The 26,344-nt window shown below is 62.2% G+C and carries 22 protein-coding genes; 13 read left to right on the forward strand and 9 right to left on the reverse strand.

All coding sequences use genetic code 11. The features are described from left to right. Positions 1–10: 10 nt before the first annotated feature. On the reverse strand, positions 11–1,489 hold the full coding sequence (locus BKG76_RS18225) for a cytochrome P450 (protein WP_070938837.1): 1,479 nt from the start codon (positions 1,487–1,489) through the stop codon (positions 11–13). Between the two features lie 116 nt (positions 1,490–1,605). On the opposite strand from BKG76_RS18225, the gene BKG76_RS18230 reads away from it, so the two are divergent. Next, positions 1,606–2,229 (forward strand): TetR/AcrR family transcriptional regulator, encoded by a 624-nt coding sequence (locus BKG76_RS18230; protein ID WP_070939350.1) that lies wholly within the window; start codon positions 1,606–1,608, stop codon positions 2,227–2,229. Here the strand turns inward: BKG76_RS18230 and BKG76_RS18235 are convergent. After that, entirely contained in the window at positions 2,200–3,069 is an 870-nt protein-coding gene (locus tag BKG76_RS18235; protein ID WP_070939351.1) for a DUF4349 domain-containing protein, read from the reverse strand. The two genes, BKG76_RS18230 and BKG76_RS18235, sit on opposite strands and share 30 nt — an antisense overlap. A gap of 137 nt (positions 3,070–3,206) precedes the next feature. Between BKG76_RS18235 and BKG76_RS18240 the strand changes: the two genes are divergently transcribed. After that, positions 3,207–4,091 (forward strand): SDR family oxidoreductase, encoded by an 885-nt coding sequence (locus tag BKG76_RS18240; protein ID WP_070938838.1) that lies wholly within the window; start codon positions 3,207–3,209, stop codon positions 4,089–4,091. Here BKG76_RS18240 and nadE read toward each other — a convergent pair. Together nadE and BKG76_RS18250 are read right to left on the reverse strand one after the other, a co-directional pair. Then, a complete protein-coding gene (gene nadE, locus BKG76_RS18245) occupies positions 4,088–4,909 on the reverse strand; it encodes an ammonia-dependent NAD(+) synthetase (protein ID WP_070938839.1) in 822 nt (273 codons plus the stop codon). The genes BKG76_RS18240 and nadE overlap by 4 nt on opposite strands. 22 nt (positions 4,910–4,931) lie before the next feature. After that, entirely contained in the window at positions 4,932–5,558 is a 627-nt protein-coding gene (locus BKG76_RS18250; RefSeq protein ID WP_070938840.1) for a TetR/AcrR family transcriptional regulator, read from the reverse strand. A 131-nt stretch (positions 5,559–5,689) separates the two neighbouring features. Here BKG76_RS18250 and BKG76_RS18255 point away from each other — a divergent pair, with 131 nt between their 5' ends. Beyond that, a complete protein-coding gene (locus tag BKG76_RS18255; RefSeq protein ID WP_070939352.1) occupies positions 5,690–6,214 on the forward strand; it encodes an NADPH-dependent FMN reductase in 525 nt (174 codons plus the stop codon). Between the two features lie 42 nt (positions 6,215–6,256). Here the strand turns inward: BKG76_RS18255 and BKG76_RS18260 are convergent, their stop codons facing one another. Then, complete coding sequence (locus tag BKG76_RS18260; RefSeq protein WP_070938841.1) at positions 6,257–7,570, reverse strand: MFS transporter; 1,314 nt, start codon at positions 7,568–7,570, stop codon at positions 6,257–6,259. A gap of 668 nt (positions 7,571–8,238) precedes the next feature. Here BKG76_RS18260 and BKG76_RS18265 point away from each other — a divergent pair. The 10 genes from BKG76_RS18265 to BKG76_RS18320 all read left to right on the forward strand — a co-directional run bounded on the left by BKG76_RS18265 (position 8,239) and on the right by BKG76_RS18320 (position 21,933). Continuing rightward, on the forward strand, positions 8,239–8,481 hold the full coding sequence (locus BKG76_RS18265; protein WP_046254347.1) for a redoxin NrdH: 243 nt from the start codon (positions 8,239–8,241) through the stop codon (positions 8,479–8,481). Between the two features lie 32 nt (positions 8,482–8,513). Then, positions 8,514–8,954, forward strand: a complete 441-nt coding sequence (gene nrdI, locus BKG76_RS18270) for a class Ib ribonucleoside-diphosphate reductase assembly flavoprotein NrdI (RefSeq protein WP_070939353.1) — start codon at positions 8,514–8,516, stop codon at positions 8,952–8,954. Positions 8,955–9,007: 53 nt separating this feature from the next. Then, positions 9,008–11,089: a class 1b ribonucleoside-diphosphate reductase subunit alpha gene (nrdE, locus tag BKG76_RS18275; RefSeq protein WP_232783616.1), complete on the forward strand. Its 2,082-nt coding sequence runs from the start codon at positions 9,008–9,010 to the stop codon at positions 11,087–11,089. Positions 11,090–11,394: 305 nt separating this feature from the next. Then, the gene (locus tag BKG76_RS18280) at positions 11,395–13,248 is read left to right on the forward strand and encodes a hypothetical protein (protein WP_070938843.1); all 1,854 of its coding nucleotides are present in this window, start codon (positions 11,395–11,397) and stop codon (positions 13,246–13,248) included. Between the two features lie 69 nt (positions 13,249–13,317). Continuing rightward, a complete protein-coding gene (locus tag BKG76_RS18285) occupies positions 13,318–14,256 on the forward strand; it encodes a hypothetical protein (RefSeq protein WP_070938844.1) in 939 nt (312 codons plus the stop codon). Positions 14,257–15,121: 865 nt separating this feature from the next. Continuing rightward, the gene (locus BKG76_RS18295; RefSeq protein WP_070938846.1) at positions 15,122–18,199 is read left to right on the forward strand and encodes a putative toxin; all 3,078 of its coding nucleotides are present in this window, start codon (positions 15,122–15,124) and stop codon (positions 18,197–18,199) included. Between the two features lie 2 nt (positions 18,200–18,201). Then, positions 18,202–18,939: a hypothetical protein gene (locus BKG76_RS18300; protein WP_070938847.1), complete on the forward strand. Its 738-nt coding sequence runs from the start codon at positions 18,202–18,204 to the stop codon at positions 18,937–18,939. After that, on the forward strand, positions 18,936–19,346 hold the full coding sequence (locus BKG76_RS18305; RefSeq protein WP_070938848.1) for a hypothetical protein: 411 nt from the start codon (positions 18,936–18,938) through the stop codon (positions 19,344–19,346). The genes BKG76_RS18300 and BKG76_RS18305 overlap by 4 nt, the downstream gene beginning before the upstream one ends. 564 nt (positions 19,347–19,910) lie before the next feature. Continuing rightward, positions 19,911–20,804 carry a YwqG family protein gene (locus BKG76_RS18310; protein WP_070938849.1) on the forward strand — a complete coding sequence of 298 codons (894 nt, stop codon included), beginning with the start codon at positions 19,911–19,913 and terminating at the stop codon, positions 20,802–20,804. Between the two features lie 634 nt (positions 20,805–21,438). After that, the gene (locus BKG76_RS18320; protein ID WP_070939354.1) at positions 21,439–21,933 is read left to right on the forward strand and encodes a TspO/MBR family protein; all 495 of its coding nucleotides are present in this window, start codon (positions 21,439–21,441) and stop codon (positions 21,931–21,933) included. On the opposite strand, the gene BKG76_RS18325 is transcribed toward BKG76_RS18320, so the two are convergent. Genes BKG76_RS18325 through BKG76_RS18340 form a run of 4 tightly spaced genes read right to left on the reverse strand, consistent with a single transcriptional unit; the run spans position 21,930 to position 26,267 of the window. Further along, the gene (locus BKG76_RS18325; RefSeq protein WP_070938851.1) at positions 21,930–23,297 is read right to left on the reverse strand and encodes a cryptochrome/photolyase family protein; all 1,368 of its coding nucleotides are present in this window, start codon (positions 23,295–23,297) and stop codon (positions 21,930–21,932) included. The two genes, BKG76_RS18320 and BKG76_RS18325, sit on opposite strands and share 4 nt — an antisense overlap. After that, positions 23,294–24,652: a TIGR01777 family oxidoreductase gene (locus BKG76_RS18330; RefSeq protein ID WP_070938852.1), complete on the reverse strand. Its 1,359-nt coding sequence runs from the start codon at positions 24,650–24,652 to the stop codon at positions 23,294–23,296. The genes BKG76_RS18325 and BKG76_RS18330 overlap by 4 nt, the downstream gene beginning before the upstream one ends. A 50-nt stretch (positions 24,653–24,702) precedes the next feature. Continuing rightward, on the reverse strand, positions 24,703–25,350 hold the full coding sequence (locus tag BKG76_RS18335; RefSeq protein ID WP_070938853.1) for an SOUL family heme-binding protein: 648 nt from the start codon (positions 25,348–25,350) through the stop codon (positions 24,703–24,705). A gap of 23 nt (positions 25,351–25,373) precedes the next feature. Beyond that, complete coding sequence (locus BKG76_RS18340) at positions 25,374–26,267, reverse strand: cyclopropane mycolic acid synthase family methyltransferase (RefSeq protein WP_070938854.1); 894 nt, start codon at positions 26,265–26,267, stop codon at positions 25,374–25,376. Positions 26,268–26,344 lie beyond the last annotated feature (77 nt).

Below are 26,344 nucleotides of genomic sequence, written 5' to 3' on the forward strand. Positions count from 1 at the left end.
AGCCACGCGCTCAGTGCAAGGGACGCAGGACTATTGGCATGCCGTCGATGGGCAGCGGCATGCCGGCGTAGTCCCACTTGGCCTGGTAGTCGGGGTGCGCCAGCTCAAACCGGTACCGCCGGAGTAGTCGATGCATGATGGCCTTGATCTCCAGCTGACCGAACACCATGCCGATGCACTTGTGCGCACCCCCGCCGAACGGTGAGAACGCGTAGCGGTGACGCTTGTGCTCGTTGCGCGGTTCGGAGAAGCGGTCGGGATCGAATGTGTCCGGATCCGTCCACAACTCGGGCAACCGGTGGTTCATGCCGGGCCAGATGTTGATCATGGTCCCGGCCGGGATGTGGAATCCGAGCAGATCGGTATCGCGCACCGCGGAGCGGATATTGAACGGGAGCGGGGTGACGAGGCGCAGCGCCTCGTTCATCACCAGGTCCAGGCTCTCCAGCTTCTCCAATGCGTCGATGTCCAGCGGGCCGTCGCCCAGGCGGTCCGACTCATCTCGAACCCGTTCCTGCCATTCGGGATTGGCGGCCAGGTAGTACGCCATGGTCGTGGTGGTCGACGTGGTGGTGTCGTGCGCGGCCATCATCAAGAAGATCATGTGGTTGACGATGTCGGTGTCGGAGAAGGCGTCGCCCTCGTCAGTTTCGGCGTGGCACAACGCCGTCAGCATGTCGGCACCCGAATCCTTGCGGCGGGCAATGCCCACCCGCTCGGCGAAGTACTCTTCGAGCAGCTTGCGGCCCTGTAACCCCTGCCACCACTTGAAGGGCGGCAGGCCGAACCGGAAGATGGCGCCACCGGCGCGAGTGGTCGCCACGAATGCCTTGTTGACCTTCTCCAACCGCTCATGCTGAGCATGCGGCTCGTTGCCCATGAACACCACGGACGCGACATCCAAGGTCAATTCCTTGATGGCCGGATAGAACAGGAACCGGCTGTCGTTCGTCGGCCACTCGGCGACGATCTCACTTGCGACCGAATCGATCTGCTCCACATAGCCCGCCAGCCGGCTGCGCAGGAAGGCCTGCTGCATGATCAGCCGGTGCTCGCGGTGCTCCTGGAAATCCAGCAGCATCAGCCCACGGCTGAAGAAGGGGCCGATCACCGGAACCCAGCCCTGCTGGGAGAAGTCTTTGTTCGCGTTGCTGAACACCGCCTGGGTGGCGTCGGGACCCAGCGCGGCGACGATCTTGCCGATCGGGGTCTGTGACCAGCTGACCGGGCCGCGCTCCTGGTACATGTTGAGCACCCAGTCGATGCCCCCGCGGAACATCTCGACCATGTGGCCGAGCAGCGGCAGCCCCTGATCGCCCATCACCGGCTTCAAACCGCTTCCGGGTGGCGGCGCGGCCAACTCTTTGAGCGGCCATTCGCGATTGTTGAGGTAGTTCTCGACGTAACCCATCCCCGGAAGGGTGTTCATCGTGGGAAGACGGCGTTTGGCCTGGTCGATGAGGTAATCGGTGCTGTTGATCGTCGCCATTGGGCGTCGCTCCTTCGCTCGCGGCAAGCACGTCAATGTGCTCCAGCTCATCTTCGCCGCAGAACTTGACGGGTGTCAAGTTCTGTTCATACCGTGTTTCAGTGCAAACTGTGCAGGTGGTCAGTCCAGCGCGCAGTGGCACGCAGACCCGTGGTGATCGCCAGCGGGACGCGATCATGACGGCCGTTGCCGAGCTGATCGCGGAAAACCCCAGCTTCGCGGACCTCTCGGTCAGCGCGATCAGCGAGCGCGCCGGCGTGGGCCGGTCGGGGTTTTATTTCTACTTCGACAGCAAGTACTCGGTGCTTGCGCAGATGGTCGGCAATGCGTTCGCGGAACTCGACGAGCTGACCCACTACTTCGCGCCGCGCGGAGAAGACGAGACCCCCGAGCAGTTCGCCAACCGCATGGTGGGCAGCGCCGCCGCGTCATTCGCGCACAACGACCCGTTGATGAAGGCGTGCCAGGAGGCGCGGATCACCGACCCGACCATCGCCGGGCTGCTCGACGACCTCACCGACGTTGTCATCGAAAAGATCCTCAAGATCGCCGAGATCGAGGTGAATGAACGCGGCGCGCAACCGATCTCGGACGATCTACCCGCCTTGGTGCGGTCCCTCGTGGCGCTCACCGCGTCCACCGTCTCGGGTGACAGCTCGTTCGTCGGGCGTGACACCGACCCGGCCCGGGCGATCGCGACTATCGAAACCCTATGGCGTGTCAGTCTTTTGGGTCGCTAGCGGCGCCGTATCGGATCGGCGTTGCAGTACCGCACGGCGGACGCCGTAGCCGATTCCGCCGAGAACGGCCAACGCGCCGAGCCAGGGCAGTAGCAGTCCGAAGAGCAGCAGCACGTTGTTGCTCGCCGCGACGAGCCCATCCCAGCCGCGCTCGATCTGCCCGAAGAACCCTTGGTACTTGGGTGGTGTCGGCGGCAGGCCCACTTCTTCGGCGAGGAACGTAACGGTGACCGAGCTATAGGCGACTTGCTCTCCGAGCTGGTTGCGTTGCGCCCGCAGACTGTCGAGGTCGGCCTGACGCTTGGATAGCTCGGTTTCGGCCTTGATCAAGGCATCGGTGTCCTTGGAGTCGCGCATGATCCCGAGCAGCCGGTCGACGGATGTCTGCAGGGCCGCGATCCTCGCGTCCAGGTCGACCCGCTGTGACGTTACGTCATCGCTTTTGGTGTCGGCCGACTTGACCTTTCCGAGTTCTTTGAGGTCGCGCAGTACGCCGTCGAGCTTAGCCGCCGGGATCCGCAGCACGATCGACGTCTGCGCACGGCCCGATCTCGATCCCGCGTCCTCCGAGCGGCTCTCCACTCGGCCGTTGGCCGATTCGGCCAACCCGGCCGCCTTGTCGGCGGCATCGGACGGATTGGACACGATGATCGTCATGGTCCCGGTCTTGACGATGTCCCGTTTGGCGTCCGTCGGCGGCCCGTGTTGCGGGGCCTGTTGCATCGAGTCGCGCATGGGGGCCGCCGGGGCCTGGGTGTACGTGGAGGCGGCGGCGGGGGCGTCGTCTGTGCCTCGCAAAAGGTGGGTGGAGGTTCCGCCCGCGCATGCCGTGGTAGCTATCACCACTACTGCAATTGTAGTTGCCCACGGTAACCAACTGCGGCGAGATTGCGTGCTATCAACCGTCATATTCCGAAGGTACCGTTTGCTATTGGACCGCGCAGAAATTTAAGAATGACGGCCGGTACGGTTCAGTAATGGCATACGACTTCACCGGTAAGCGATGCTTCGTCACCGGGGCCGCCAGCGGGATCGGACGGGCCACCGCGCTGCGTCTGGGCCGCGAGGGCGCCGACCTGTTTTTGACCGACCGTGCCGTGGACGGACTCGAGTCCGTGGTCGAGGAGATCAAGGCTGCCGGAGGGAAGGTCAGCGCCTACCGGGCGCTCGATATCTCCGACTATGACGCGGTGGCCGCCTTCGCCTCGGACATCCTCGCGACGCACCCGAGCATGGATGTTGTGCTCAATATCGCGGGCATATCCGTGTGGGGGTCCGTCGACAGGCTCAGCCATGAGCAATGGCGCTCGGTGGTCGATATCAACCTGATGGGACCCATCCACGTCATCGAGAGCTTCGTGCCGGCGATGATCAAGGCCCGCAGCGGTGGTCAGATCGTCAACGTGTCCTCGGCGGCCGGGCTGGTCGCGCTGCCCTGGCATGCGGCTTACAGTGCCAGCAAGTACGGGCTGCGTGGCGTCTCGGAGGTTCTGCGCTTCGATCTGGCGCGCTACAAGATCGGCGTCACCGTGGTGGTGCCGGGCGCCGTCAACACTCCACTGGTGCGCACCGTCGACATCGCCGGAGTGGACCGCGACAACCCCGACGTCAGTAAGTGGGTGAACCGGTTCGTGGGGCATGCCACCTCGCCCGAGAAGGTGGCCGACCGGATCCTGCACGGCATCCGCCACAACCGCTACCTCGTCTACACCGGGGTCGACATCCGCGCGCTGTACCTGTTCAAGCGCACGCTGTGGTGGCCCTACAGCGTCGCGATGCGGCTGGTCAATCACGCCTTCACCAACGCACTGCGTCCCGGATTTCAGAGGGCCGGGACGAATCCGCCGTCGACGGATTCTTAGCGCCACCAGCCGTCGAACGGGGTGACCGGCACGGTCCGCTTGTGCCGGGTCTGCAGGTACCAGCGTTCGATACGGTCGGCGGCCTCGACGGTGACCGCCTTGCCCTCCAGGTAATCGTCGATCTGTGCGTACGTGACGCCGAGTGCGACCTCGTCGGGAAGCGCGGGCCGGTCATCTTCTAGATCGGCGGTGGGCACCTTGTGTGAGATGCTCTCCGGAGCACCGAGGTGGGAAAGAAGTTGTGCACCTTGACGTTTGGTGAGTCCCGTGAGCGGGGTGACGTCGACGCCACCATCGCCGAACTTGGTGAAGAATCCTGTGACGGCCTCGGCGGCGTGGTCGGTGCCGACCACGAGTAGCCGGTGCTGACCGGCGACGGCGTATTGGACGACCATGCGTTCCCGGGCCTTGATGTTGCCGCGCACGAAGTCCGATGGTGTCTCGCCGAGTGCATCGGCCACCGCATCCACCGCGGCATCGGAGGTGTCTTTGACGTTGATGACGATGGAGCGGTCGGGGTCGATAAACCTAAGAGCCACTTGGGCATCGTTCTCGTCGGCCTGTACACCGTAGGGCAACCGCACCGCGATGAACTCGGCCTCCGTCCCCTCGAGCCTTGACTCCTGCGCCGCCAACTGGCACAGCCGCCCGGCCAGGGCGCTGTCTTGCCCGCCGGAGATTCCGAGGACGAATCCCGCTGTCCCGCTGACTCTTAGATAGTCCTTGAGGAACCCCACCCGTCGCGACACCTCGGCGGCCGGATCGATCGTGGGGGAGACGTCGAGGGCGGACCGGATCTCTTCGCGAAGGCTGCTCATTGCCCGACTGTAGAACGCTCGGTCAGCGTGCGCACACCTTGCACACCAGGTCCTCCCACGCGTCGCCGAGCCCTGTCAGTGTCTGGCCGTTGGCGCTGGTGGCGAAGTGCACGTAGCCGGGATCGATGATCGACATCAGGGCATGGGTCTGTGTATCGAGGTCTCCGGTGCATTCGAGCTGGGCCAGCAGCATCCGGATATGTGCGCGGACGAGCAGGGTGGGCGGGGCGTTGTGCCAGGCGTCGGCATCGGCGGTGGTGGCTCGTGCGAGGTCGAGGTGCCGTTCCAGGAAGGCGAGCCGGGCCCGCCCGAACGCGATGAGTCGGGTGAGTGGTGGGGCATCGGGGCCAAGAGGGGGCGGTCCGAACATGAATGCCTGCTGCTCGATGTGCTCTTCGTGGTCGAGCAGTGCCAGTAACAGTCCGGTGCGGCTGCCGAAACGACGAAACAGCGTGCCCTTGCCCACGCCTGCCGCGTTGGCGACGGCATCCATCGACATGCCGTCCGGGCCGACCTCGTCGAGAAGCTGGCGGGCGGCGTCCAGCAGTAGCGCGCGGTTTCGGGTTGCGATGGCTCGCTCGCGAACGGGTCCTTGTGCTGGATTTTGCGCAGAGTCGACAGAAAGCAGGGGGATTTCTTGACCAGGCATAACACATTGATAGTAGCCGTTGGGAATCAAACGGACCACGGTCCGTATTATAAAAGATGACAAAGAAACAGGATGTTGGTGCGACAAACGCGCCGCTCTGATGAAAGGTGTTCCCCATGGCAGAGAAGAACGTGCTGGCAATCGTCGGAAGCCTGCGCAAAGCATCGATCAATCGGCAGCTTGCGGAGGCGGCAGCGGAGAACGCGCCGGCTGGGGTGAGTGTGAGCATCTACGAGGGTCTGGCCGATCTTCCGCACTACAACGAGGACACCGACGGTGGCAGCGCGCCCGCTGCCGCCGAGGCCCTGCGCGCCGCTGTTGCGGGCGCTGACGCGGTACTGCTGGTCAGCCCCGAGAACAACGGCACCATTTCCAGCTCGCTGAAGAACGCGATCGACTGGCTCTCGCGTCCCTTTGGCTCCAGCGTCTTCAAGGGCAAGCCGACTGTGGTGATCGGCACCTCGGCGGGCCGCTACGGCGGTATCTGGGCGATCGACGAGACCCGCAAGGCTGCCGGGATCGCGACTGCCAACGTGCTCGAAGAGGTCAAGCTCGCCGTGCCGTCCTCGGCCTTCGATGGCAAGCACCCGCGCGAGCATGCCGAGACGGTCGCCGAGCTGACCAAGGCGTTGGACGCGTTGACGGCGGATAACTGACGGAAGCTGGTTGCCCGCCATCGCGTTTCGTTGGCGGGCGGTTCAGTGCTCAGCTCCGGCCCATGTTTCTTTCATGCCGGAGACGGACGCGACGCTGATGGCGCAGATCGTCAGCAGCATCAGGCCGACGGCCCAGCTGCCCAGAGTGTTCTGCAATGGACCGGCGATCAGTGGGGGGATGGCACCGCCGAATACACCGGCCACGTTGAACGCCACTCCGGTGCCGCTGTAGCGGGTACCGACGGGATAGGACTCCGGCAAGAAGCTCGCCATGGGCCCAAAGGCGAGCCCGAACAGCACATAGGTGAGCACCATGGCTGCGAGGTAGGCCCAGAACGGGCCGCTGATCATCAGGGGAGTGACCAGTAGCGTCCACGGGAGCATCAGGCCCATGCTGGTCAATATCACTCTGCGCCGGCCCAGTCGGTCGCTGAGGATTCCGCCGGCCGCTGCCGACACCATGAGAACGATCGCCCCGAGCGCGCCGGCGGTGAGTATGGCCGCGCGGGAGAAGTGCAATTCGGACCGGGCGAATCCCGGGAAGTACGTGTTGGTCATGAAAGACAGCGTGAAGATGATCAGCATGGTGCCGCTGGTCAGTACCAGGGTGCGCGGGTTCTCTTTCATCACCTGTCGCAGTGGCGATTTGACCAGTTGGTGGTGAGCCTTCGCGTCGACGAACTCTGGTGTCTCTGCGATATGGAGCCGGATGTACAGGCCCACCGCCACCAGGAGTCCGCTGGCGATGAAGGGCACCCGCCATCCCCACGACAGGAATGCGGGGCTTTCTTCCCCGACCGTCACGCTGACGATGAGGAAGACCAGGCTGCTGAGCAACAGCCCCGTTGAGGTTCCGATCGGCACGGCGGTCGCGGCGCGGCCGCGATCGTGGCTTGGCGAGTACTCGGCGGAGAGTAGTGCCGCGCCGCTCCACTCGCCGCCGACCGCAATGCCTTGCACGAGTCGCAACAAGACAATGGCCGCCGGTGCGGCCGCCCCGATCGAGGCGGCGCCGGGAACCATGCCGACCGCCATGGTGGCCAGCCCCATGGTGATCAGGGTGACCACCAAGGTGCCTTTGCGGCTGAAGCGGTCGCCGTAGTGGCCGAATATCGCGGCGCCGATTGGCCGGGCCAGAAAAGCGGTGCTGAAGGTGGCTATGGAGGCGAAGAGCGCCAGGGAATGGCTCAGATTCGGGAAGAAGACGGCGGGGAAGACCAGTGCGGCCGCCGTGCCGTAGATATAGAAGTCGTAGAACTCGATGGCTGAGCCGACCGCGCTTGCCATGAACACTCTGCGCGGGCTGACGTCTGTGTGCGTCATCCGCTGCGGTGGTCCTGCGGGGGATGACGTCATCGTGGGACTACCTCCGGTGATGGTGATTGTCGCGCCGTTGGGTAAACCGGCAGTCCTTGGCGTGGGAGCTTAGCCTGCCCACGTCGGCCGTTCAGGGAGCGCCGATACTGCTCCGGCCCGCTTTCTGGGCGTCGGCGAACAAAGTGGCGGCCGGGCTGACCAGGTACCCCGGTACCACTTTCGTGTCGTGGGTGGCCGACAACCAGGGGCTCTTCCGCGGAATCCGGATCTGTCCCCAGATTCGTCCACAGAACTTCACAGTTTCCACAGACTCGCCGGGCGAAATCGTTTGCCCGGCGGTGGGTGGTCTGCTAGCCGGTGTCGGTACCTGGTGGTAGACACCCCATATGTTCCAGCCACCGCCGCGCGCCCGAACACGCGGCGGTTGCGACACGCCGGAATTTCATGGGTGGCAGGTCTCACGACCAGGGAATTTCATGAATGTTGTTCCGAACATCTTGTATGAGTTCCGATTGTCGGACACTAGGTGTAGTGTCTGGAACACCGAAAGGCCGGGAACGAATCCGGGCCGCCCGGCCCGGATTTTCGCCAGATATTGTGGCCAATCCCGGCGCTCAGCCACCACGGGCGGCGCGGAATTTTCCCGGGCGCTGGACTGCTGAAAACTTTGTTGAGATGTCTACGATCGATTCGCTGAGGAGCTACGCATGAGCATCACCGTCTACACCAAGCCCGCCTGCGTACAGTGCAACGCGACGTACAAGGCCCTCGACAAGCAGGGCATCGAGTACAACATCGTGGACATCACCGAGGTGCCCGAGGCACGTGACTACGTGATGGCGCTCGGCTACCTGCAGGCGCCCGTGGTCGTGGCCGGTGACGATCACTGGTCGGGTTTCCGTCCGGACCGCATCAAGGCGCTCGCCGGCGCCGTCGCCGTCTCTGCCTAATAAGTAGTAAGCAAGTAGTGCGGGAGCCGGGCATGGCCCATCTGGTCTATTTCTCCAGCGTGTCGGAGAACACCCACCGCTTCGTCCAGAAGCTGGGTGTTCCCGCCACCCGGATCCCGCTGCGCGGCGATATCGAAGTTGGCGACCCCTACGTTCTGATCGTGCCGACCTATGGCGGCGGGCATCCGGTGCCCGGTAAGGCCGGGGGATACGTTCCCAAGCAAGTCATCAAGTTTCTCAACAACGAAAACAACCGATCCCTGATCCGCGGGGTCATCGCCGCCGGGAACACCAATTTCGGCGCCGAGTACTGCTACGCGGGCAAGGTCATCTCGGCCAAGTGCGACGTGCCGTATCTGTATCGCTTTGAACTCATGGGCACCGCTGACGATGTGGAGCAGGTGCTCGCCGGACTCGACGAATTTTGGAAGGACACACCGTGGCGCCAACCGCGACAACTGCAGAACCAGTGACCTCTGCGCACGGCTCGGCTCACGGCGAGCTGGACTATCACGCCCTCAACGCGATGCTCAATCTGTATGACGCAGAGGGCAAGATCCAGTTCGACAAGGATGCGGCGGCTGCGAGGCAGTACTTCCTGCAGCACGTCAACCAGAACACGGTCTTCTTCCACAATCAGGACGAGAAGCTCGATTACCTGATCGAGAAGGAGTACTACGAGCGCGAGGTGCTCGACCAGTACTCGCGTAACTTCGTGAAGTCGCTGCTGGATCGGGCCTACGCCAAGAAGTTTCGGTTCCCGACCTTCCTCGGCGCGTTCAAGTACTACACCTCGTACACGCTGAAGACATTCGACGGAAAGCGCTACCTGGAGCGCTTCGAGGATCGTGTTGTCATGGTGGCGCTGACCCTGGCCGCCGGTGATCTGCAGCTGGCCGAGAAGTTGGTCGATGAGATTATCGACGGACGGTTCCAGCCGGCCACCCCGACGTTCCTCAACTCGGGCAAGAAGCAGCGCGGCGAGCCGGTGTCCTGCTTCCTGCTGCGTATCGAGGACAACATGGAGTCCATCGGGCGTTCCATCAACTCGGCACTGCAGCTGTCCAAGCGTGGTGGCGGTGTTGCCTTGCTGCTCACCAACATTCGTGAGCACGGCGCCCCGATTAAGAACATTGAGAACCAGAGCTCGGGTGTCATCCCGATCATGAAGCTGCTGGAGGACTCCTTCTCCTACGCCAACCAGCTCGGTGCGCGCCAGGGTGCCGGTGCGGTGTACCTGCACGCGCACCACCCGGACATCTATCGTTTCTTGGACACCAAGCGTGAGAACGCCGACGAGAAGATCCGCATCAAGACCCTCTCGCTGGGTGTGGTGATCCCGGACATCACCTTCGAGCTGGCCAAGAAGAACGAGGACATGTACCTGTTCTCGCCCTACGATGTCGAGCGCACTTACGGAGTGCCGTTCGCCGATATCAACGTCACCGAAAAGTATTACGAGATGGTCGATAACGGCCAGATTCGTAAGACGAAGATCAAGGCGCGCGAGTTCTTCCAGACCCTCGCCGAGCTGCAGTTCGAGTCGGGCTACCCGTACATCATGTACGAGGACACCGTGAACCGCGCCAACCCCATTGACGGCAAGATCACCCACTCGAACCTGTGCTCGGAGATCCTGCAGGTGTCGACGCCGTCGCTGTTCAATGACGATCTGTCCTACGCCAAGGTGGGCAAGGACATTTCGTGCAACCTTGGCTCACTCAACATCGCCAAGACGATGGATTCGCCGGATTTCGCGCAGACCATCGAGGTGGCGATCCGCGGGCTGACGGCGGTGTCGGATCAGACGCACATCTGGTCGGTGCCGTCGATCGAGCAGGGCAACAACGACTCTCATGCCATCGGCCTGGGACAGATGAACCTGCACGGCTACCTGGCGCGCGAGCGGATCTTCTACGGTTCCGAAGAAGGTGTGGACTTCACCAACATCTACTTCTACACGGTGCTGTACCACGCGCTGAAGGCGTCGAACCGCATCGCCGTCGAGCGCGGCGCGAAGTTCGGTGGCTTCGAGAAGTCGAAGTACGCCAGCGGCGAGTTCTTCGACAAGTACACCGAACAGGTATGGGAACCGGCGACCGAGAAGGTGCGTCAGCTCTTCGCCGACGCCGGGATTCGCATTCCGACACAGGACGATTGGTTGCGGTTGAAGGAGTCGGTGCAGCAGCACGGCATCTACAACCAGAACCTGCAGGCGGTGCCGCCGACGGGATCGATCTCCTACATCAACCACTCGACGTCGTCGATTCACCCGGTTGCCTCGAAGATTGAGATCCGTAAGGAAGGCAAGATCGGACGGGCCTACTACCCGGCGCCTTACCTGACGAACGACAATCTGGAGTACTACCAGGACGCGTACGAGATCGGCTACGAGAAGATCATCGACACCTACGCCGCGGCCACCCAGCACGTGGATCAGGGTCTGTCGCTAACACTGTTCTTCAAGGACACCGCCAGCACGCGTGACGTGAACAAGGCGCAGATCTACGCCTGGCGCAAGGGAATCAAGACGCTGTACTACATCCGGCTACGGCAGATGGCGCTGGAAGGCACCGAGGTCGAGGGTTGCGTTTCCTGCATGCTGTAAGAGTTTTCGGGTAGCAAAGTGGGCCAGGGAGAACACTCCCTGGCCCACTTTGTTGTCGGCATTCGGTCTAGTCGAATTTTACGCTTGATGGGCGACGCCGCCCGTAGCTACTCGCAATGCAAAACTCGATCGAAGCCGGCGAGTGTCCGACTATGGGGCCAGACTTGCGCTGTGGCGCCAATTCGTCGTACCCCTAGGTTGCCCCGACCACGCCAGGGAAGGCAGTGCTTCGGACTTGGGCTTTGTTTGTAGTTCGCTGCCCACCGCCTGGCACACTGGCGGTCATGGGTAGGGAGGGGTTTTGGATGAGGCGAGGGTTGCCCTGTGTGGCGCTGGTGGTCGTCATGGGTGGGTGCGGACAGGCGAGCGAGCCGCGTCCGATCGACCCGGGCCCGGTTCGCCCTTCGAACGTGGAGCTGGCCCGGTTCCTTCCGGTCCTGGCCGACTATCCCGGCCCGTCATGGGACGTCACATTGACTGCCGGAGCGTCTGACTGGATCCCGGGCCCGTACATCGGCCCAAACACCACTGTCGAGCCTTCGGGCTGCGCCGATATCCCCTTCCAGCGCAGCGACCTGGTGGCGGCCAGCTCGGCCGGCGTCGTGCAGAACGGGATCGCCGGCAACGCCGGGGAGGCGGCAGTGCGCATCATGCGTGACCGCCTTGGCACGGATCTGATCTCCGACTCGTTGGCCTGGGCCAAAGGCTGCCACCAGTACCGCGAGACATACTCCGGTGCAACACCTGGCGACCCTTCGATGGGAAGTCCCACTGCTGTCAGCGTGCTCCCGCCTCGAAATCTGGAAGGTGTTGAGGTCACACGGCTTCATCTCACCGACAACCGGGATCACCGCGATCAGGGCGAAGGCACCCGGGAAAGCGTGATTTCGCTGGCGCGGGTGCGCGGTGTTGTCGTCGTTGGATACCGGCATGATCGTGCCGGTGAAGCCGACGCGATTCTGGCGACCACTATCCGGCGGCTCTCATCGGACCGGCCAGCATCAAGACCATTGTCCGACAAGGCCGATGCCAGTGCCCTGACCACACGCACCGACAAGGACCTTGAGCAGTTGCTGCCCTCAATTGTCGACGCACCTCCGGGCTGGACTGTCTTGCAGAGCTCGCCGATCGTGCCGTACAGCACCGAGGACGGCGAGAGCGCCACGGGCTGCAGCCGATTGCCCTTCGCGGACGAAGTCGGCAACCGCTCCGATTCACATCGGAATTTCCGCAAGATCGCTTCGGTGTCCATGTCACGTAAGGCCGATAAGGACACATACTCGACCGACACCGTGACTCTGGGACTTGAGCATTCTGGATCTTCGGTAATCGACGAAACAATCAAGTGGGCCAACCAATGTCACTTCGCGAGCGTGCCCGCCCCCCAGCTCGACGGCATCAACATCACTAGCTTTCACATTCCCGGCGATCGGACCGATACAAACGGCCGGACAGTATCGCTGTTGCGGGTTCGCGGGCTGCTGGTGATCGCAGAACCTGCTTTCAGTCAACAGGACACCCAGCTGATGCGCCAGAGCGTCGAGAACCTACGGCACGCCAAATTCGAGACTCGAGCAACCGGCCCCGACTCGATGCCAACTCCTTCCGAACTGACTGCGCCAGCGCCCGGCGACGTGAAATTCCCCCAACCCACTGCCGATGCGACGGTGAAGCTGGCCCGCGTTGCGCAAGGCACACTGGTTGACCCGGGGCCTTTTCACATGGGCGGCTACCTGCCCGAGGATTCCCCGACCGCCAGCTCGCCAGATTATCTGCACTTCCGATCGCCTACCGGCGCGATCATGTGCACCTGGCGTAAATACATACTCGTCTGCGATGTCCCACGCGGAACATATCCACGGACACCAAAACCCGTTGATTTGCTGGGCAATTGGCAAGACTCGGTCACCACGTTCGGGTTTGAAAGCCTGCAAAACGGCATCGCCGCACCAGATCCGGTCGTCTACGCGGTGTCGAACGTGCTGGCGTACGGCTCAACGATCAGGCTGACGGACGACACAGAATGCCGGATGGATACCGGCGGCTTGACCTGCGTTGAATACGGCAAAGACATCGGTTTCCATCTGAGCCGTACCGACTTGACGCCATTGGCGGCGACGTCGGCACTCATCAATGACACTCGGCCGCAACCGCATTAGCGCCCGCGAATCAGAATTACAGATGTTCCATCAGGACCAGCCCCGGCGACTCGGTATGAGGTAGAGCAAGTGAACAGCGACAGTAACGAACCGGCCGCCGATGGAATTGTCGCCGTCGCAGACGAGCGACGGCGTAGGGCTATCCGCGCCCTGGCGGTACAGGACCTGGACCGCCGCGGCCTGAGCGTGCAATCGGCCGCTCACGATGCATCCGGCGACGATCGGCTGGTCGATGATGCCGGGCACCAGTACTGGCTGCATAACCTTCAGCTTCAATGCGCCAAGCTGCCCGAATCTGAATGGGCTGGGGCAGTCGAGTTTCACTTCCGGCAGCAGTTCGCGGCCCGTGAGGCTCCGCGAGTGGGCGACCTGGCTTATGTCGAGTTCCTCGCGCAGGTGCGCACCCGCCTGCAACAACCGGATACCTCCGGCATGTTGTCGATGAACTACGCCCGGCCGGCATTTGGCGGGCTTGTCGCAGAGTTGAGCCGTGACCTACCGACCGCTGTCCGCACCGTCAGCGACAGCGATGTCGCCGGTCGCGACCTGGATTTCCTGTACGAGGTCGGGCAACGCAACACCGATGCCGAGCCAACGACCATTGATCGCCTCGATCACGAGGTGTTCGCGTTGACCGGCGACTCGTTCTTCATTGCGTCCAAGGCCTTGAACATGCCGCATCTGATTGACACGGTGCTCGGTGGCCGTGCACCGCTCGGGGTCCTCTTCGGGGTGCCGTACCGAAGCGTGTTGTTGCTGCACGCGGTTGGTTCCGCAGCGCCGGGGGAGGCTGTGAGCTTGCTCGCGTCAGCGACCCTACGCCAGGCCTACGATGCGCCCGGCGGTACGGTCAGCCATAACACCTATTTCTGGCACCGCGGCACCGCGCAATGCATCACCCGCATCAATCCTGATACCCAAATCCTGGAAATCCTTGTCGATGGTGCATTCGGCGAGGTCTACACGGCAGCAACGGGGCAACACGCCGCCGGCAAGCGGGAAGCCTAGAAGGATGGGAAAGGCGAAGGCTAGCTTGATAATTGGTGCGTCACTGCTGGGAACGACCGCATTAACTAGCTGCTCGGCCTCGGCCAATGTGGACACGACAAAAGAGATCTCGACAGAGGAGCTGGCTAGCGGTGTCTCAAATGCCCTCACCACCAAGGTCGGATCACTCCGACCTCCTCGAAATGCGGTGGCCCCTGCGCGGCGAGAAGGGCGTAACCCAGCGATGCTGGATAAGCGACAGTGGGGGCCAGGTCTATTGCGTGAATGTCACCGCGACAATACTCGAGGGTGATCACATCAAATTCGCCATCGACGTTGATGACAAACTAACGAGCCGGCCCGTATTGGGTGAACTCCTCTAGGAGCGTTCCCGTCCCCACTTATCCACTTCAATATCGCACTGGCTGCAGGTGCTTCCACCCCACATCGTTTGTCGGAAAGATCTCGGTGCCCGGATCTGTGGCATCGGCACGCCGCACTTCGGGCACCGGGGTGCAGACAAGCAGATGCCCCAGTCGTTCTTCTTGACGGTGCCGTGAACGACCAGCGCCGAACCAACACACGTCAGGATGAACAGCGTCGCTGCGAGAAACACGACCGTCATAGCGGAAGTCGGACGCCCGGCGCCGCGGCTAGGTGTTCGATGAGTGGGTTCATTGAGACTCCCTGTCGGTTGAGCTGCGAAGTGTGGCTGTTGCCGGGCGGTGTGCTCTCATCTAGGGATACACGTTCGTCGTTGCTGTGCGATTCTTGCGCACCGGCGTCCATGTCGCAAGGTGAATGTTTGCTATCCGCGTGGACAGCTGTTCCTGGCTGGGCGTAGTGTCACTTCCCTGCGGGCTTTGCGGAAGTTGACGGAGGCGACGTGTCGGGGAACGAACGATCAACTGAACAGCTGACTGCGGTATCGGAATGCCGTGATCTGGCGCATTCCGCTGCACTGACGCAGGAGTTGCCCGTACGTGATGGTGCTCACGAATCCAGACTCGAACACGACACCTGGCGCCGCATGGCAGCCTTCGCTGTCGGGGGCGTCCTGGTGGTAGGCGCGGTGGCTGCACTGCACAACCTGTACCGCAGTGGTGATGGTGCCGCAGACCTGATCAGCTGGGCTGGGTTGTTGCTGCTGGGTATGACGGCCCTCGGCGGCGGAATCAAGCTCGCGATGTGGGGTGCCCGGCCGGTCATCGCGGCGCTGTTTGATGGGGCGAAGGAACGTTTGACGGAGCCGGTGTTGGCGGTGGCCGCGTCGGGGGCGGTCATCGTTGGGGCGCTGGGCATGTGGTGGACGTTCCGCGGCGGTTACGCCAGCTGGTGGCGGGACCTGACCGGTGAAAGCCAATGGTCATTGTCGCTGGGGATCGGCCAGATGCTGGTGGCGGTGCTGGCTGGCGCTGCGCTGTTCACCAGCGGCCAGTACCTGACCGGCTTGGTCAAGCAAGCCCTCACTGACTCCGGTCTGCTCATCGAGCGCGACCGCACGGTCGGCAAGCGCCGCACGCCAGAAGGGTTGTGGCATCCGGGCCTGGTGGCCGCCCTTGTTGGCGGTGGTTTGGGTTTGGTGTTGCTGACCGCTGGGATCACCCCGCGGTTGTATGTGTGGATCACCGGCCCGGAGGTATTGCCCGCTGTCGCCGCTATCGCCGCGGTCCTGACGTGGGCTATCGGGTCGAACCTGGGTTGGTGGAAAGGTCTTGCGGGTCTGTGGAAATGGGCTACCGATGCCTCGCATAAGGCGGCCGCAACCTCGGGTGTTGTCGCGCTGTTGATGTTCTCGGCCGGGGGGTTGGGGTTGGGTTGGTTCACTCCGGCTACGGTGCCGCAGGCGCATGCGCAGTGCCCGCCCGATTGCGGGGGCGGGTCGAATGGATCGAACTCGTACGGTCCGGATGCCTCCCAGTTTCAGCCGCCGCAGATGCCCAACCAGATGCCGGACTATCAGGGCGGTAACTACGGCTCCAATCAAGCCCCGCTAGATCAAAATTCGGGTATCTCGATCTACAACACTCAGGCTCCGTCGGTCAGTAACAACGGTGTTCAGGGGTCCAGTGGGCAGCAGGGGCCGCAGCAGGGTTGGGATCAGCCCGCACACGGCACCCAGATCCCTGACTATCAAAATGCCACCCCGTATACGCAAGGGCCGGGCAAGCCGAACCCAGATTTCAACGGCGGACAGGCCAACCCCGGATCGCAAGGCGGTCAATCGAATCAGGGTGTGCAGCAGCCTGCGCAACAACCGCAGCAGGCACCTGAACAACCGTCGCAACAAGATGCTGGGCAGCAGCCGAACCAGTCGTCGGATCAGCAGAAGATCGATGACCTGACTCGCCAGCTGCAGCATCAACAGCAGCAATCCACGCAGGATCGTCAGCGCATCGACGACATGACTAGGCAGCTGCAAAACCAGCAGGGGCAGCAGAAGCAGAACGGCAATCAGAAGCTGCCTAAGTTCCCGTCTAAGGACAAGAAGAAGGACGATCAGCAGGATCGCGACAAGCAGTCCGGTGACAACGATCTAACCGCGCTGTTGCTTGGTGCAGCATCGACACGGCGCCGCAAGCAGGACAAGCAGGAACAAAGCCCAGACACCCAGGCGCTCGGTCAGGATGCATCCCAAGCGGTGCAAGGCCTTCCGGGTGATGTGCAGACCTATGTGCAGTCCGGTCAGCAGATCGGGCAGTCGTCGGGGCAGGCCGCGCAGGGCTTTGGTTCGGCCGCGCAGGCTGGTGTCTCGCTGGCCTCGTCGGCGCAATCCGGAGCGGTGAATCCGCAAGACGCTGTCACGGTGGTGCAGGGTGTCTCGCAAGGCATTCAAGGCACCGCCGACGCGGTGAATGCGGGTAGTCAGATTGTGAAAACCGCTCAGGGAGAAGCGGACCAGATCGCCCAGGCGGTCGGGGACGCCAACCCACAGCTGAAACCGCAGACGGAGCAATTCACGCAACTCAACGACACCGTGTCGAAAGGCACTGAAGGTGTCGGGCAGGTGGCCAGCGGCGTCTCCCAGCTCTCCGGTGTGGTGAATTCGGTGAGCAGCATGGGTTCGGGCGGAGTGCCGACGGACGCGGCGGGTGAAGCGCCAGCCGAGATGGTTGGGTGGGCGACTTCAGCAAGCGGCCCAGCTGGCAGCGGGCCAGCTACCTTCGGCGGCCCGCAGCCGGGGCTTCCCGCGCCGGCTGATCCGCCTTCACCTGATGTGCCGATTGATGATGTGCGGGTCCCGTTGATCGAAGGGCAGCCCATCAACATCAAGGATGGTGTGAGCCTGCAGAACCCGGACCTGCTCGCGGTCGGGGATGGCAGGTTCGTGCCGATTTTCGGGACAGACTCCGGCCCGGCGATTTTCACTTGGACATACCAGGGAGCCGGGCCTACCAACGTATTAAGCCAGACCACGAATGTGTGGGTGAACGGTCAGAGGGTCGGGGATCCGCTGATCACCCAGTCCGGAAACATTTTCAATCTGACGTTGCCGAATGTCAGTGACGGTGACGAGATCAACTTCCGCCAAGATGCCGTGCTGGAGTGGACCACGGGTGATGTTGTGCGCACCGCCCCCGGTCATCTGCAGGGATGGCTGGTACCTCAGGTCGCGCCGGGGGATGCGGTCAATGTGCCAAAGGCCACAGCGGGCGAGCTCGGCAAGCAAGGAATCAACGCGGTGGGGCTTGGACAGAACACCACCCGGATAACGCCGGTCACACCGTCCAAGGCGACGTATCGTGTCCCAGACGTTCTCGATCGCCAGGCAAGGATGATTGGTGAGGTCAAGAATGTCAGCAAGCAGGCACTGACCGCCCAGCTCCGCGACTACCTTGCCTACGCGCAAGCTAATGGGCTCACATTCCATTTGTTTGTCCGTCAAGGTGATGGCACAACATTGACGGGACCGCTGCAGGCGCTGGTGGACTCCGGGGCGATAACGCTCCATAAGGTGATATGACGATGACTGAGCTCGACCACACACGTGTAGGAGTCGATGACGACGAGTACTACACGCGTCTAGATTTCCAACCCCTGGAAAAGGCGATACCCGTACAGGACGCCTGGCTTAGTTTGATGTTCGACACCATCAATTCGATGACTGGTGCTGAAGCCCGGAGCCTGGACGATTTACAGGTTGGCGGATCTCGGGAGGCCGTTCCGGTTCTGGCTTCGTATCTTTATCGGATACCAAGCAGGAATCTCCAATGCGGGATCCTATCCGTGCTCGGCAAGAAGCAGTATCGGCCAGATTCTGTCGACGCGCTGATCAAGGCGTACCGAGATTTCGCGGGTGCCCACGACCGTGGCGGTACTCGGATGCAGTGGTACATCTCCGATGCCATCGACGGCCCGGTAAGTGAGAAGCAGATCGAGGAGATCTTCGGTCTTATCGACGCACTTCCCAACAAGCTGGATGCGGATTTCTTGTTGACAGCGGTTGCCCGGACCAAGAAGCAACGCGAACGTGCCGTCTTGTTGATCAAGGAAGTGCTGGAATCGGCTCTGGCCAACAATGACAATCCTGATGACCCAGCGCCAGTTGCCGCTGGTATCGCCGTCGGCGCTGCGGGGAAACTGCGCGACCCACGGCTCTACGCACCGCTGAAAGTTATGGCGGACACTCCGAATTCGTGGATGCGCGATAGGGTGAAACGGGCACTGGCGCAATGCGAACCGAAGCGGGAGAGCGAAAGATGAGTTGGCGGGAAAACGCAACTGCTGGCGCGCAGGAGGCGCTGGATACTCTGCTGAGCACCGCTATTGACTTGGCTGTCCAGAATCTGCAGAACGTCGACAGCTTCATTCCGTTCGCCGTCACCGTCAACGCTCAACAGGAGTATTCTTTACTCTCCGGCGCGGGCGAGGACGCGAAGGAGACCATCGCGACCCTGGAACGCGAACTGGCTTCGCAGAAGGATCATCTCGTGGCCTACGCCTTGGCATACGACACCCGCGTCGCCGCGTTGGGATCTGATGCCATCGAGATCCACTTACAGCACCGCGAAGGCGCTGCTATGACCGTCCAAGCCCCGTACACAAAGACGGGCAACATCGTTGAGATCGGCGAACTGGTTGCACAGTCGGCCACTCGCGCCATCTGGTAGCAACAGGCGGTGCATAACCGCTCGGTGGCCGCCAGGAACTGAGCTACCGGGCACAGGCGGGTATGGATACGCATTCCCATACGGTTGCTGCACTGTTGGTTTGCTTCGCCGTGATGCGGTGATGATGAGCACGATGATTCCAGCGCGTACAAGCGTGAGACCGGTGGTAGGGCCCTGCGAAAGTGGCTGTGATGGCGCGGGTTCCGGCGGATAGCTCAAGTCCGCAGGGAGGTCTAAATAGCCGGCGTAGCTGACGATGTAGTTGCCCGTCTGCTGGGCGCGCACCACGTAGAGGGCATGCCATTGGTTGATAATCAGGGAGCCGTCGTACCGGCTGACGGTGGCGGCGTTGTTGTTTCGTCGCTTGCCACGCAGCGTGTGTTCTGGGTCAGTCTCGGCATGGGTTCGGCATCGGCGACATATATGATCATCTCGTCTTCTGAAGCGAATTGCGCAGTAGCAGAGCCGTTTGCGCCGCACTGGCTCGTGGGCCCTTCGAGAGTCTTCGAGTGCAAGCGCACCTAGCCTTCGGTAGGTTGCTGAACTTCGCTATAGTTCGTGGTTATGGGGATTTTTGCGGGGTTGGATGGGTTGCTTAGCGAACTGGGTGCCGATGCTGTCAGTTTGAAACCTGAGCCGGGAGACCCTGATATTCGGTCGTCGTACCTGGGCGGGCATCCGTATTGGCCAGAAGGCAGCCAGTGGCCGGACTACCGCGGCGAGCCGATGTCGTTCGTGTGCCAGATTAATTTTGCGGACGTTCCGCGCTTACCGGGATTCCCCGCTGACGGACTGCTGCAGTGGTTCGTCGGGAGCGACGACGTGGCGGGTATGACGTTCGATGACACCCAGGGCACGAAAGGGTTTGAAGTCAGGTGGATCACCGACCTGAGCGCTCCGTCGACGCGCTATGTCTCCTACCCGACGCGGCCGTACGGCGACTGCGGCCAAGAGCTTTTCGGTGAGGTCGGCCGTTGCCCGGGCTATGACGCACCGTACAGCTTTCAAGAACTAAACCCGCTGCCGTATCGCATTGTGTTCGAACGGGTGAGGACTCTTCCGGGCGATGTAGACCGGTTTACCGAGCAGCAGCGTCAAACCTTTTGGACTGCACTCCAAGACGCAGGACTGGCCGGTGACGAGGATCTGCTGAGTGAGCCGCCTCCGTATTACGGACTGTCGATTGCCTGGGGGCAGCACGTCTACTACAGACTCTGCGATGAGGGTGCCTTCTGGTCCGATGACCACGTTGGCGGCCACCCCAGGTTCATCCAGCGAGATGTTCGAGGTACGGGAAACTATGCTGCCGTGGACGATCCGGCGTCGGCCGTGCTGTTGAGCATCGGCGGCGGCGAACTGTGCGACTGGTGGTCTGGTGGCACGGCCAGCCTGTTCGGTGATCCGTGGGCGCTTGCCGCCGCAGACCTCAGTCCGATCCGCTATTACACGGACCGCTAACTGTCGTATGCCTGACGTTACTGCGCGCCAGAGGGACTAACGAGATCATGATGAGAAACACGCCGCCAGCTGGTGGCCTGCTCAGGCCGATCCACGTGGCAATCATGAACAACGATGCTGCGGCTTTCCGCACGGAGGTCGCCTCTGGAGTGGACATCAATCTGCCTGGACCAGAGGATACGACGCCGCTACATATAGCTGCTGATCGCGGAATATCGAGATCGCCAAGGAGCTACTGGATGCCGGTGCGAACATCGACCCGATCAACGTGTGGGGCAACACATCGTTGTGGATATCTATCAGAAAACGCAGGAACTGTCCTGACGGTTCGATGATCAAACTACTGTTTGAGCACGGCGCTGATCCGAACATCAGCGAGTCCGAGAGTCCGCCTGCGCCGACCGTCAGGCTCGTGGCCGGATTTCCGGACGAATGGGCGCAACTCGTCGAAGCCAAAGCGGCGGAGCTGAAAGGGCGCGATGATCTCAACGGTCAGCGTGTGGGTTGCGATCGCTGCGTTTGGAAGTCCTCGCTTTCACTCTCGTTCGGTGTGTCCCAGACGGGACATTCGCGTAGTGAACAGAGATGTGGGTGGAGCGTCGCCGACGTGCGAAATTCTGTTTACTATAGCGTTATGACTCAAGGGGTTTCGCGCCGGTGGCCCAGGGAATGGGCTGGGCTTGCCGTCTCTGTCATAGCGGTGACGATCGCCGCGGGAGTCGGTGGTGCTGCTGCGTCGAGCGCTGCGGAAAGCTACGGCCGTCTGCAACAACCCGGCTGGGCCCCACCGGCTTCACTATTTGGCCCCATGTGGACAGTGCTGTACGTAGCGATGGCGATATCGGCGTGGTTGGTATGGCGATCAGAGCCGTCACGGGAAAATCGTGTGCCGCTAATCGTGTACGGGGTGCAGCTTGTCCTGAACATGGCGTGGACGCCGCTGTTCTTTGGGCTTGGATGGCGGGGAGTGGCATTCATCGAGATTCTCGTGCTGTGGGGATTCATTGCCGCAACGGTGATGCTGTTCTGGCACCGAAGCCGTTGGGCCGCCACCTTGTTGCTTCCCTACTTAGCATGGTCGACGTTCGCGGCGGTGCTGAATTTCTCGGTGTGGCAGCTGAATAGCTAGTGGTCTTGCCTGGAGCGGTACCGGTGCAGTGCGATGTTCCTCTCCTCTGCGTGATCGAGGATGGGTGGCGGGTACCCGCGCGCATGGCCGTCGGGGTGCTTCCAGGGTGTGATAGCCGAGGCCCCGGGCAGGTGCTGTAGTTCCGGGATGTACTTGCGGATGTATGCGCCGTTCGGGTCGAACTTCTGTGCCTGAGCCGTGGGGTTAAAGACTCGGAAGTACGGCGCAGCATCGGTGCCCGTTCCTGCAACCCATTGCCAGCCGTGGGTATTGGATGCGCTGTCGGCATCGATGAGGTGGTTCATGAAGTGCTTGGCTCCGTGCGGCCACCAGATGTGGAGATCCTTGGTAAGGAAGCTCGCGGTGACCATTCGTACTCGGTTATGCATCCAACCTTCGGCAAGTAGTTGCCGCATGCCGGCGTCAACCAACGGGTATCCGGTTTCTCCGCGTTGCCAGGCCGTGAAGCCCTCGCCGGGCTCGGTATAGGTCAAATGCGCTAGTGCATCGGTCAGGTCGGCGTGCGCGGAGTGTGGTTGGTGGTAGAGCACGTCGGCATAGAAATCTCGCCAGGCTAGCTCCGAGGCGAACTTGGCGGCGTCTTGGCCCGCGATGGATGCTAGGTCGGCGAGCAGTGTGCGGGGGTGGATCGCCCCGACTTTGAGGTAGGGCGAGACCCTGGATGTGGCGTCGACGTCGGCGCGGTCACGACCTACGGCGTACCCAGTGAGGTCGTGCGTGAGGAAGTGTTCCCACCGCATGCGGGCCGCACCCTCACCCGCGGGAGGCAAAGTGATGCTGCAGCTTTGGGTGAGTTCGGCAAGTAACGACCTGGCGGGGCCTGATCGTGCGGACCGGGGAGGCTTCGTCCAGGAAGGGCTGGATTTCAGCTGGGCGGGGCGCGGCCAGTGGTGCTCACGCCAGGCGCGTTCGAATGCGGCGAACACCCGATACGCAGTCCCGTCTGATTTGGTGATTCGGCCCGGCGTCACTGCGTAGGGTGAGCCCGTCTCGATCCAGTCCACACCAATCTTGGCCAGCGCAGTCGATACCAACCTGTCCCGGCGCCTGCCGAAAGGGGTCGTCTCCCGGGCCACGTGCACTTCAGTGGCACCGACACGTTCAGCCAGCTCTAACAGGACCTGTTCCGGCGCACCGGAACAGAGGCAGAGCCGTCCATCGAGTTGTTGGTCAAGGTCAAGAACGTTGGCGGCAAGCCACGCATCTCGCGGGCGGTCTGCGCTGCGAAGCAACTGCGGGTCCAGGACAAAGACGGCAAGTACATCACCGCTCGCGGCAGCAGCCTGGAGCGCGGGATTGTCGGCCAACCGCAAGTCGCGGCGGGCCCACCAGATAACGGTCACGAGCTGATCTGACTTCCCAAGAGATGCCCCAAGGCGGGACCGATACTCGGAGTCCGGAAAACATGCTGGCGGTCCAATAGTGTTGCGGGAGAGACACGCTGACTTGCCATCGCGAGTTCTTCGGCACCCTCGCGTCCGAGTAGCAGCGCCGGGCCGAAGGCTGGCACGGGTAGGAGCGCTGGGCGATGGACTGCCTGGGCCAGTGCACGTGTGTAGTCGATGTTGCGAACCACGCCGGGGGCCACGGCGTTAACCGGGCCTGATAGTGAAAGGTCCCACAGGCATCGGTGATAGATGTCTACCAAGTCGTCGATGCCGATCCAGGGCAACCACTGGGTGCCGGAGCCCAGGCGTCCGCCCAGGCCGGCCCGGAAAAGTGGGAGCAGGAGCTTGAGCGTTCCGCCGCGTGGTGACTGAACGATGCCGGTGCGGACGGTGACGACACGGGTCCCGGCGCTCTCGCCTGTTAACGCTGCCTGCTCCCAACGAGCGACCACGTTGGAAAGGAAGTCTGCTGTCGGCGGGGGAGGGCTTGTCTCAGTGAGCGTTTCATCGTCTCGGTTCTTCCCGTAGTACCCGACCGCTGAGGCGCTGACGAAGGTGCCGACACCTGCGGATGCGGCGGCTCGGGAAAGGAGGCGAGTGGGCTCGATTCTGCTCGATGCGATGAGTTCTTTGTGCCGTGGGGTGAAGCGTCCGGCGATGGTGGCACCCGCCAGATGGATTACGGCATCGACGCCCTCCAGTGCGGCCGGGTCCGGATCATCGGGTTCCCAGTTGCGGTCGGTGCGGTTCTTGGGTTCTCCGCGGACCAGGCGGATTACGCGGTGCCCACCCGTGCTCAGGAACGCGGCAAGAGCGGTACCCACTAGGCCCGATGCCCCGGTGATTGCCACTGTCGAGGCATTCATTCCATGGTCGGCCGCTCTGCGGTGCGCGGCCAGATCCCCGGTGAGTTGCCGGTGTCGATAGGCGATGAGTTCGGTGAGAAGCAGCCCCGGGATAGGAGTTTCGATCGTGTCGCGTACCCGAGTGCTGTTATCGCCGACGGGCTCGAAGTCGTGAATATGCCGCCAGGGCAACACACCACTGACCGCCGACCGCAGTCCCGTCGCGACCCCTTCGTCGACGAATCGTCGGCCGGGCAGGAACGCCTCTTGATCGTGCTGGGCGACCCAGCGTAAGCCTCCCGGTAAATCCAGTACAGCGGCCCCGTCGCGCAGCGAGGCGGCTTCGGTACGCAACTCGACGGGCGCCCACGGCGCCGCCAAGCGATTGAACGCGCCCGGCCTGGAGTACCAGGCGAACACGTCCTCGACGGGCGCGTCGACAATCACCGAACCACTGATACCCATAAGTCTCCGATCGTCGGGAAGTCTAGTTCCGGCGTCCTCTGCGTGGTCGCTCAGAAGGCGTCGTCACCCCGTGCGTTGATGGGAACTGCAATCTCGTTGCGTCGAGCGCACGAGAGTGTCCACGGCGGGTCGTAGAACCAGGCTTGGGGATCGCCCGATGTCTTTATGTTGTTTTCGTGCAGGGTATTAAGCAACTCGTCGGTTCGCCTGGCGACGGTGGCCGCCGATCGGTCACCGCTGAAGCGCAGCACCGCGAGTGTCTCGGCGGGCACTTCGGTGAGCCGGATGCTCTCATCGCCGGGAGTGGGCAGGGTTGCTAGCGTCCATTTCGCCGGCATATAAAACCGGATTATTGAACCGCCAGTAGCACTTGACAATTGGCCCACCGGGGCCGTCATGGCAATGGTGTCGTTTTGTTGCGCTACGGGTGCGGTCATGGCGATCTTGGCCTGCCGGTGGTTCTTGCCGAAAATGTAGCCCGCAAGGCGGCGAAAACCCTCGCTGCGGGCTCGGTCGTCATCGGCCAAGACGGTGGTTTCTGCCGCGACTCGGCTGTTGTACTGCCTGATCTGCACCGAAGCGGTCAGAGACCGTGACGAGTATTGCGGTTCTTCGGTGCCCGAACGGACTCCGAAGATGTTGCCCGCGGCTTTGAGCAGTTCAGCCCCCAGGGTCCACAGCGGCACGATGGCACTCAATGTCCAGCTCCTTTCGGCAATCGCTAGTTCTTCAGATACGGGAGGTGCAACTTGGGAAGGGTGAATTGGGCGACGTCGATGTAGCCGATGCGGAAGTAGTTCGCACATCCGGTGAGGTACTTCATGTAACGCTCGTACACAACCTCGTCCTGGATGGCGATGGCCTCGTCCTTGTGTTCCTCGAGTGCCGCCGCCCACAGGTCCAGGGTCTTGGCGTAGTGCGGTTGCAGTTGGTGTATTCGTGTGCAGCTGAAGCCCGCCCGCTCGGCATGCTCTCGCGCCATCTCGATGGTGGGTAGCCGCCCGCCGGGGAAGATTTCGGTGATCATGAATTTGATGAAGCGCGCCAGCTCGAAGCTCAGCGGCAGGCCCTTGGCGGTGATGTCGTTGAGATGCAGTCCGGTGATGGTGTGCAGCAGCATTACGCCGTCATCCGGTAGTGCGTTGTAGGCGAACCTAAAAAAGTCGTCGTAGCGGTCAAAGCCGAAATGTTCGAACGCGCCGATCGACACGATCCGATCGACCTTGCCGTCGAACTCCTCCCACCCGTGCAGCTGGACGATCTTTGACCGAGTGCTCGCTGATGCCGCCAAAAGCTTTTCGACGTGTGCCTTCTGATTCTTACTCAGAGTCAACCCGATGACGTTCACGTCGTACTTTTCCAATGCACGATTGAGCGTGGCGCCCCAACCACACCCCACATCCAGCAGCGTCATCCCAGGCTCCAGGTGCAGCTTGCCCAACGCCAAGTCGATCTTGGCCAGTTGGGCTTCCTCGAGAGTCATATCGTCGCGCTCGAAGTAGGCGCAGCTGTATGTCTGGGTCGGGTCAAGAAAAAGGCGGAAAAAGTCATCCGACAGGTCGTAATGGGCCTGAACATCGGCGAAATGTGGGCGAAGCCGCGGTTTTTCTGACATCTGGGCAGAACCTTTCGTGGGCGGTGCGGGGAACGTCTATCTGCCGGCCCTCCTTCTGCGGGCGCACTGGAATAGCC

Origin of the sequence: Mycobacteroides franklinii, assembly GCF_001853795.1 — a bacterium.
Taxonomy (GTDB): domain Bacteria; phylum Actinomycetota; class Actinomycetes; order Mycobacteriales; family Mycobacteriaceae; genus Mycobacterium; species Mycobacterium franklinii.

Excerpts from the sequence above, each read along its gene's own strand:
- BKG76_RS18225 (WP_070938837.1), bottom strand. The coding sequence starts at position 1,489 with ATGGCGACGATCAACAGCACCGATTACCTCATCGACCAGGCCAAACGC.
- BKG76_RS18240 (WP_070938838.1), top strand. The coding sequence starts at position 3,207 with ATGGCATACGACTTCACCGGTAAGCGATGCTTCGTCACCGGGGCCGCC.
- nadE (WP_070938839.1), bottom strand. The coding sequence starts at position 4,909 with ATGAGCAGCCTTCGCGAAGAGATCCGGTCCGCCCTCGACGTCTCCCCC.
- BKG76_RS18250 (WP_070938840.1), bottom strand. The coding sequence starts at position 5,558 with ATGCCTGGTCAAGAAATCCCCCTGCTTTCTGTCGACTCTGCGCAAAAT.
- BKG76_RS18260 (WP_070938841.1), bottom strand. The coding sequence starts at position 7,570 with ATGACGTCATCCCCCGCAGGACCACCGCAGCGGATGACGCACACAGAC.
- BKG76_RS18265 (WP_046254347.1), top strand. The coding sequence starts at position 8,239 with ATGAGCATCACCGTCTACACCAAGCCCGCCTGCGTACAGTGCAACGCG.
- nrdI (WP_070939353.1), top strand. The coding sequence starts at position 8,514 with ATGGCCCATCTGGTCTATTTCTCCAGCGTGTCGGAGAACACCCACCGC.
- nrdE (WP_232783616.1), top strand. The coding sequence starts at position 9,008 with ATGCTCAATCTGTATGACGCAGAGGGCAAGATCCAGTTCGACAAGGAT.
- BKG76_RS18280 (WP_070938843.1), top strand. The coding sequence starts at position 11,395 with ATGAGGCGAGGGTTGCCCTGTGTGGCGCTGGTGGTCGTCATGGGTGGG.
- BKG76_RS18300 (WP_070938847.1), top strand. The coding sequence starts at position 18,202 with ATGACTGAGCTCGACCACACACGTGTAGGAGTCGATGACGACGAGTAC.
- BKG76_RS18305 (WP_070938848.1), top strand. The coding sequence starts at position 18,936 with ATGAGTTGGCGGGAAAACGCAACTGCTGGCGCGCAGGAGGCGCTGGAT.
- BKG76_RS18310 (WP_070938849.1), top strand. The coding sequence starts at position 19,911 with ATGGGGATTTTTGCGGGGTTGGATGGGTTGCTTAGCGAACTGGGTGCC.
- BKG76_RS18320 (WP_070939354.1), top strand. The coding sequence starts at position 21,439 with ATGACTCAAGGGGTTTCGCGCCGGTGGCCCAGGGAATGGGCTGGGCTT.
- BKG76_RS18330 (WP_070938852.1), bottom strand. The coding sequence starts at position 24,652 with ATGGGTATCAGTGGTTCGGTGATTGTCGACGCGCCCGTCGAGGACGTG.
- BKG76_RS18340 (WP_070938854.1), bottom strand. The coding sequence starts at position 26,267 with ATGTCAGAAAAACCGCGGCTTCGCCCACATTTCGCCGATGTTCAGGCC.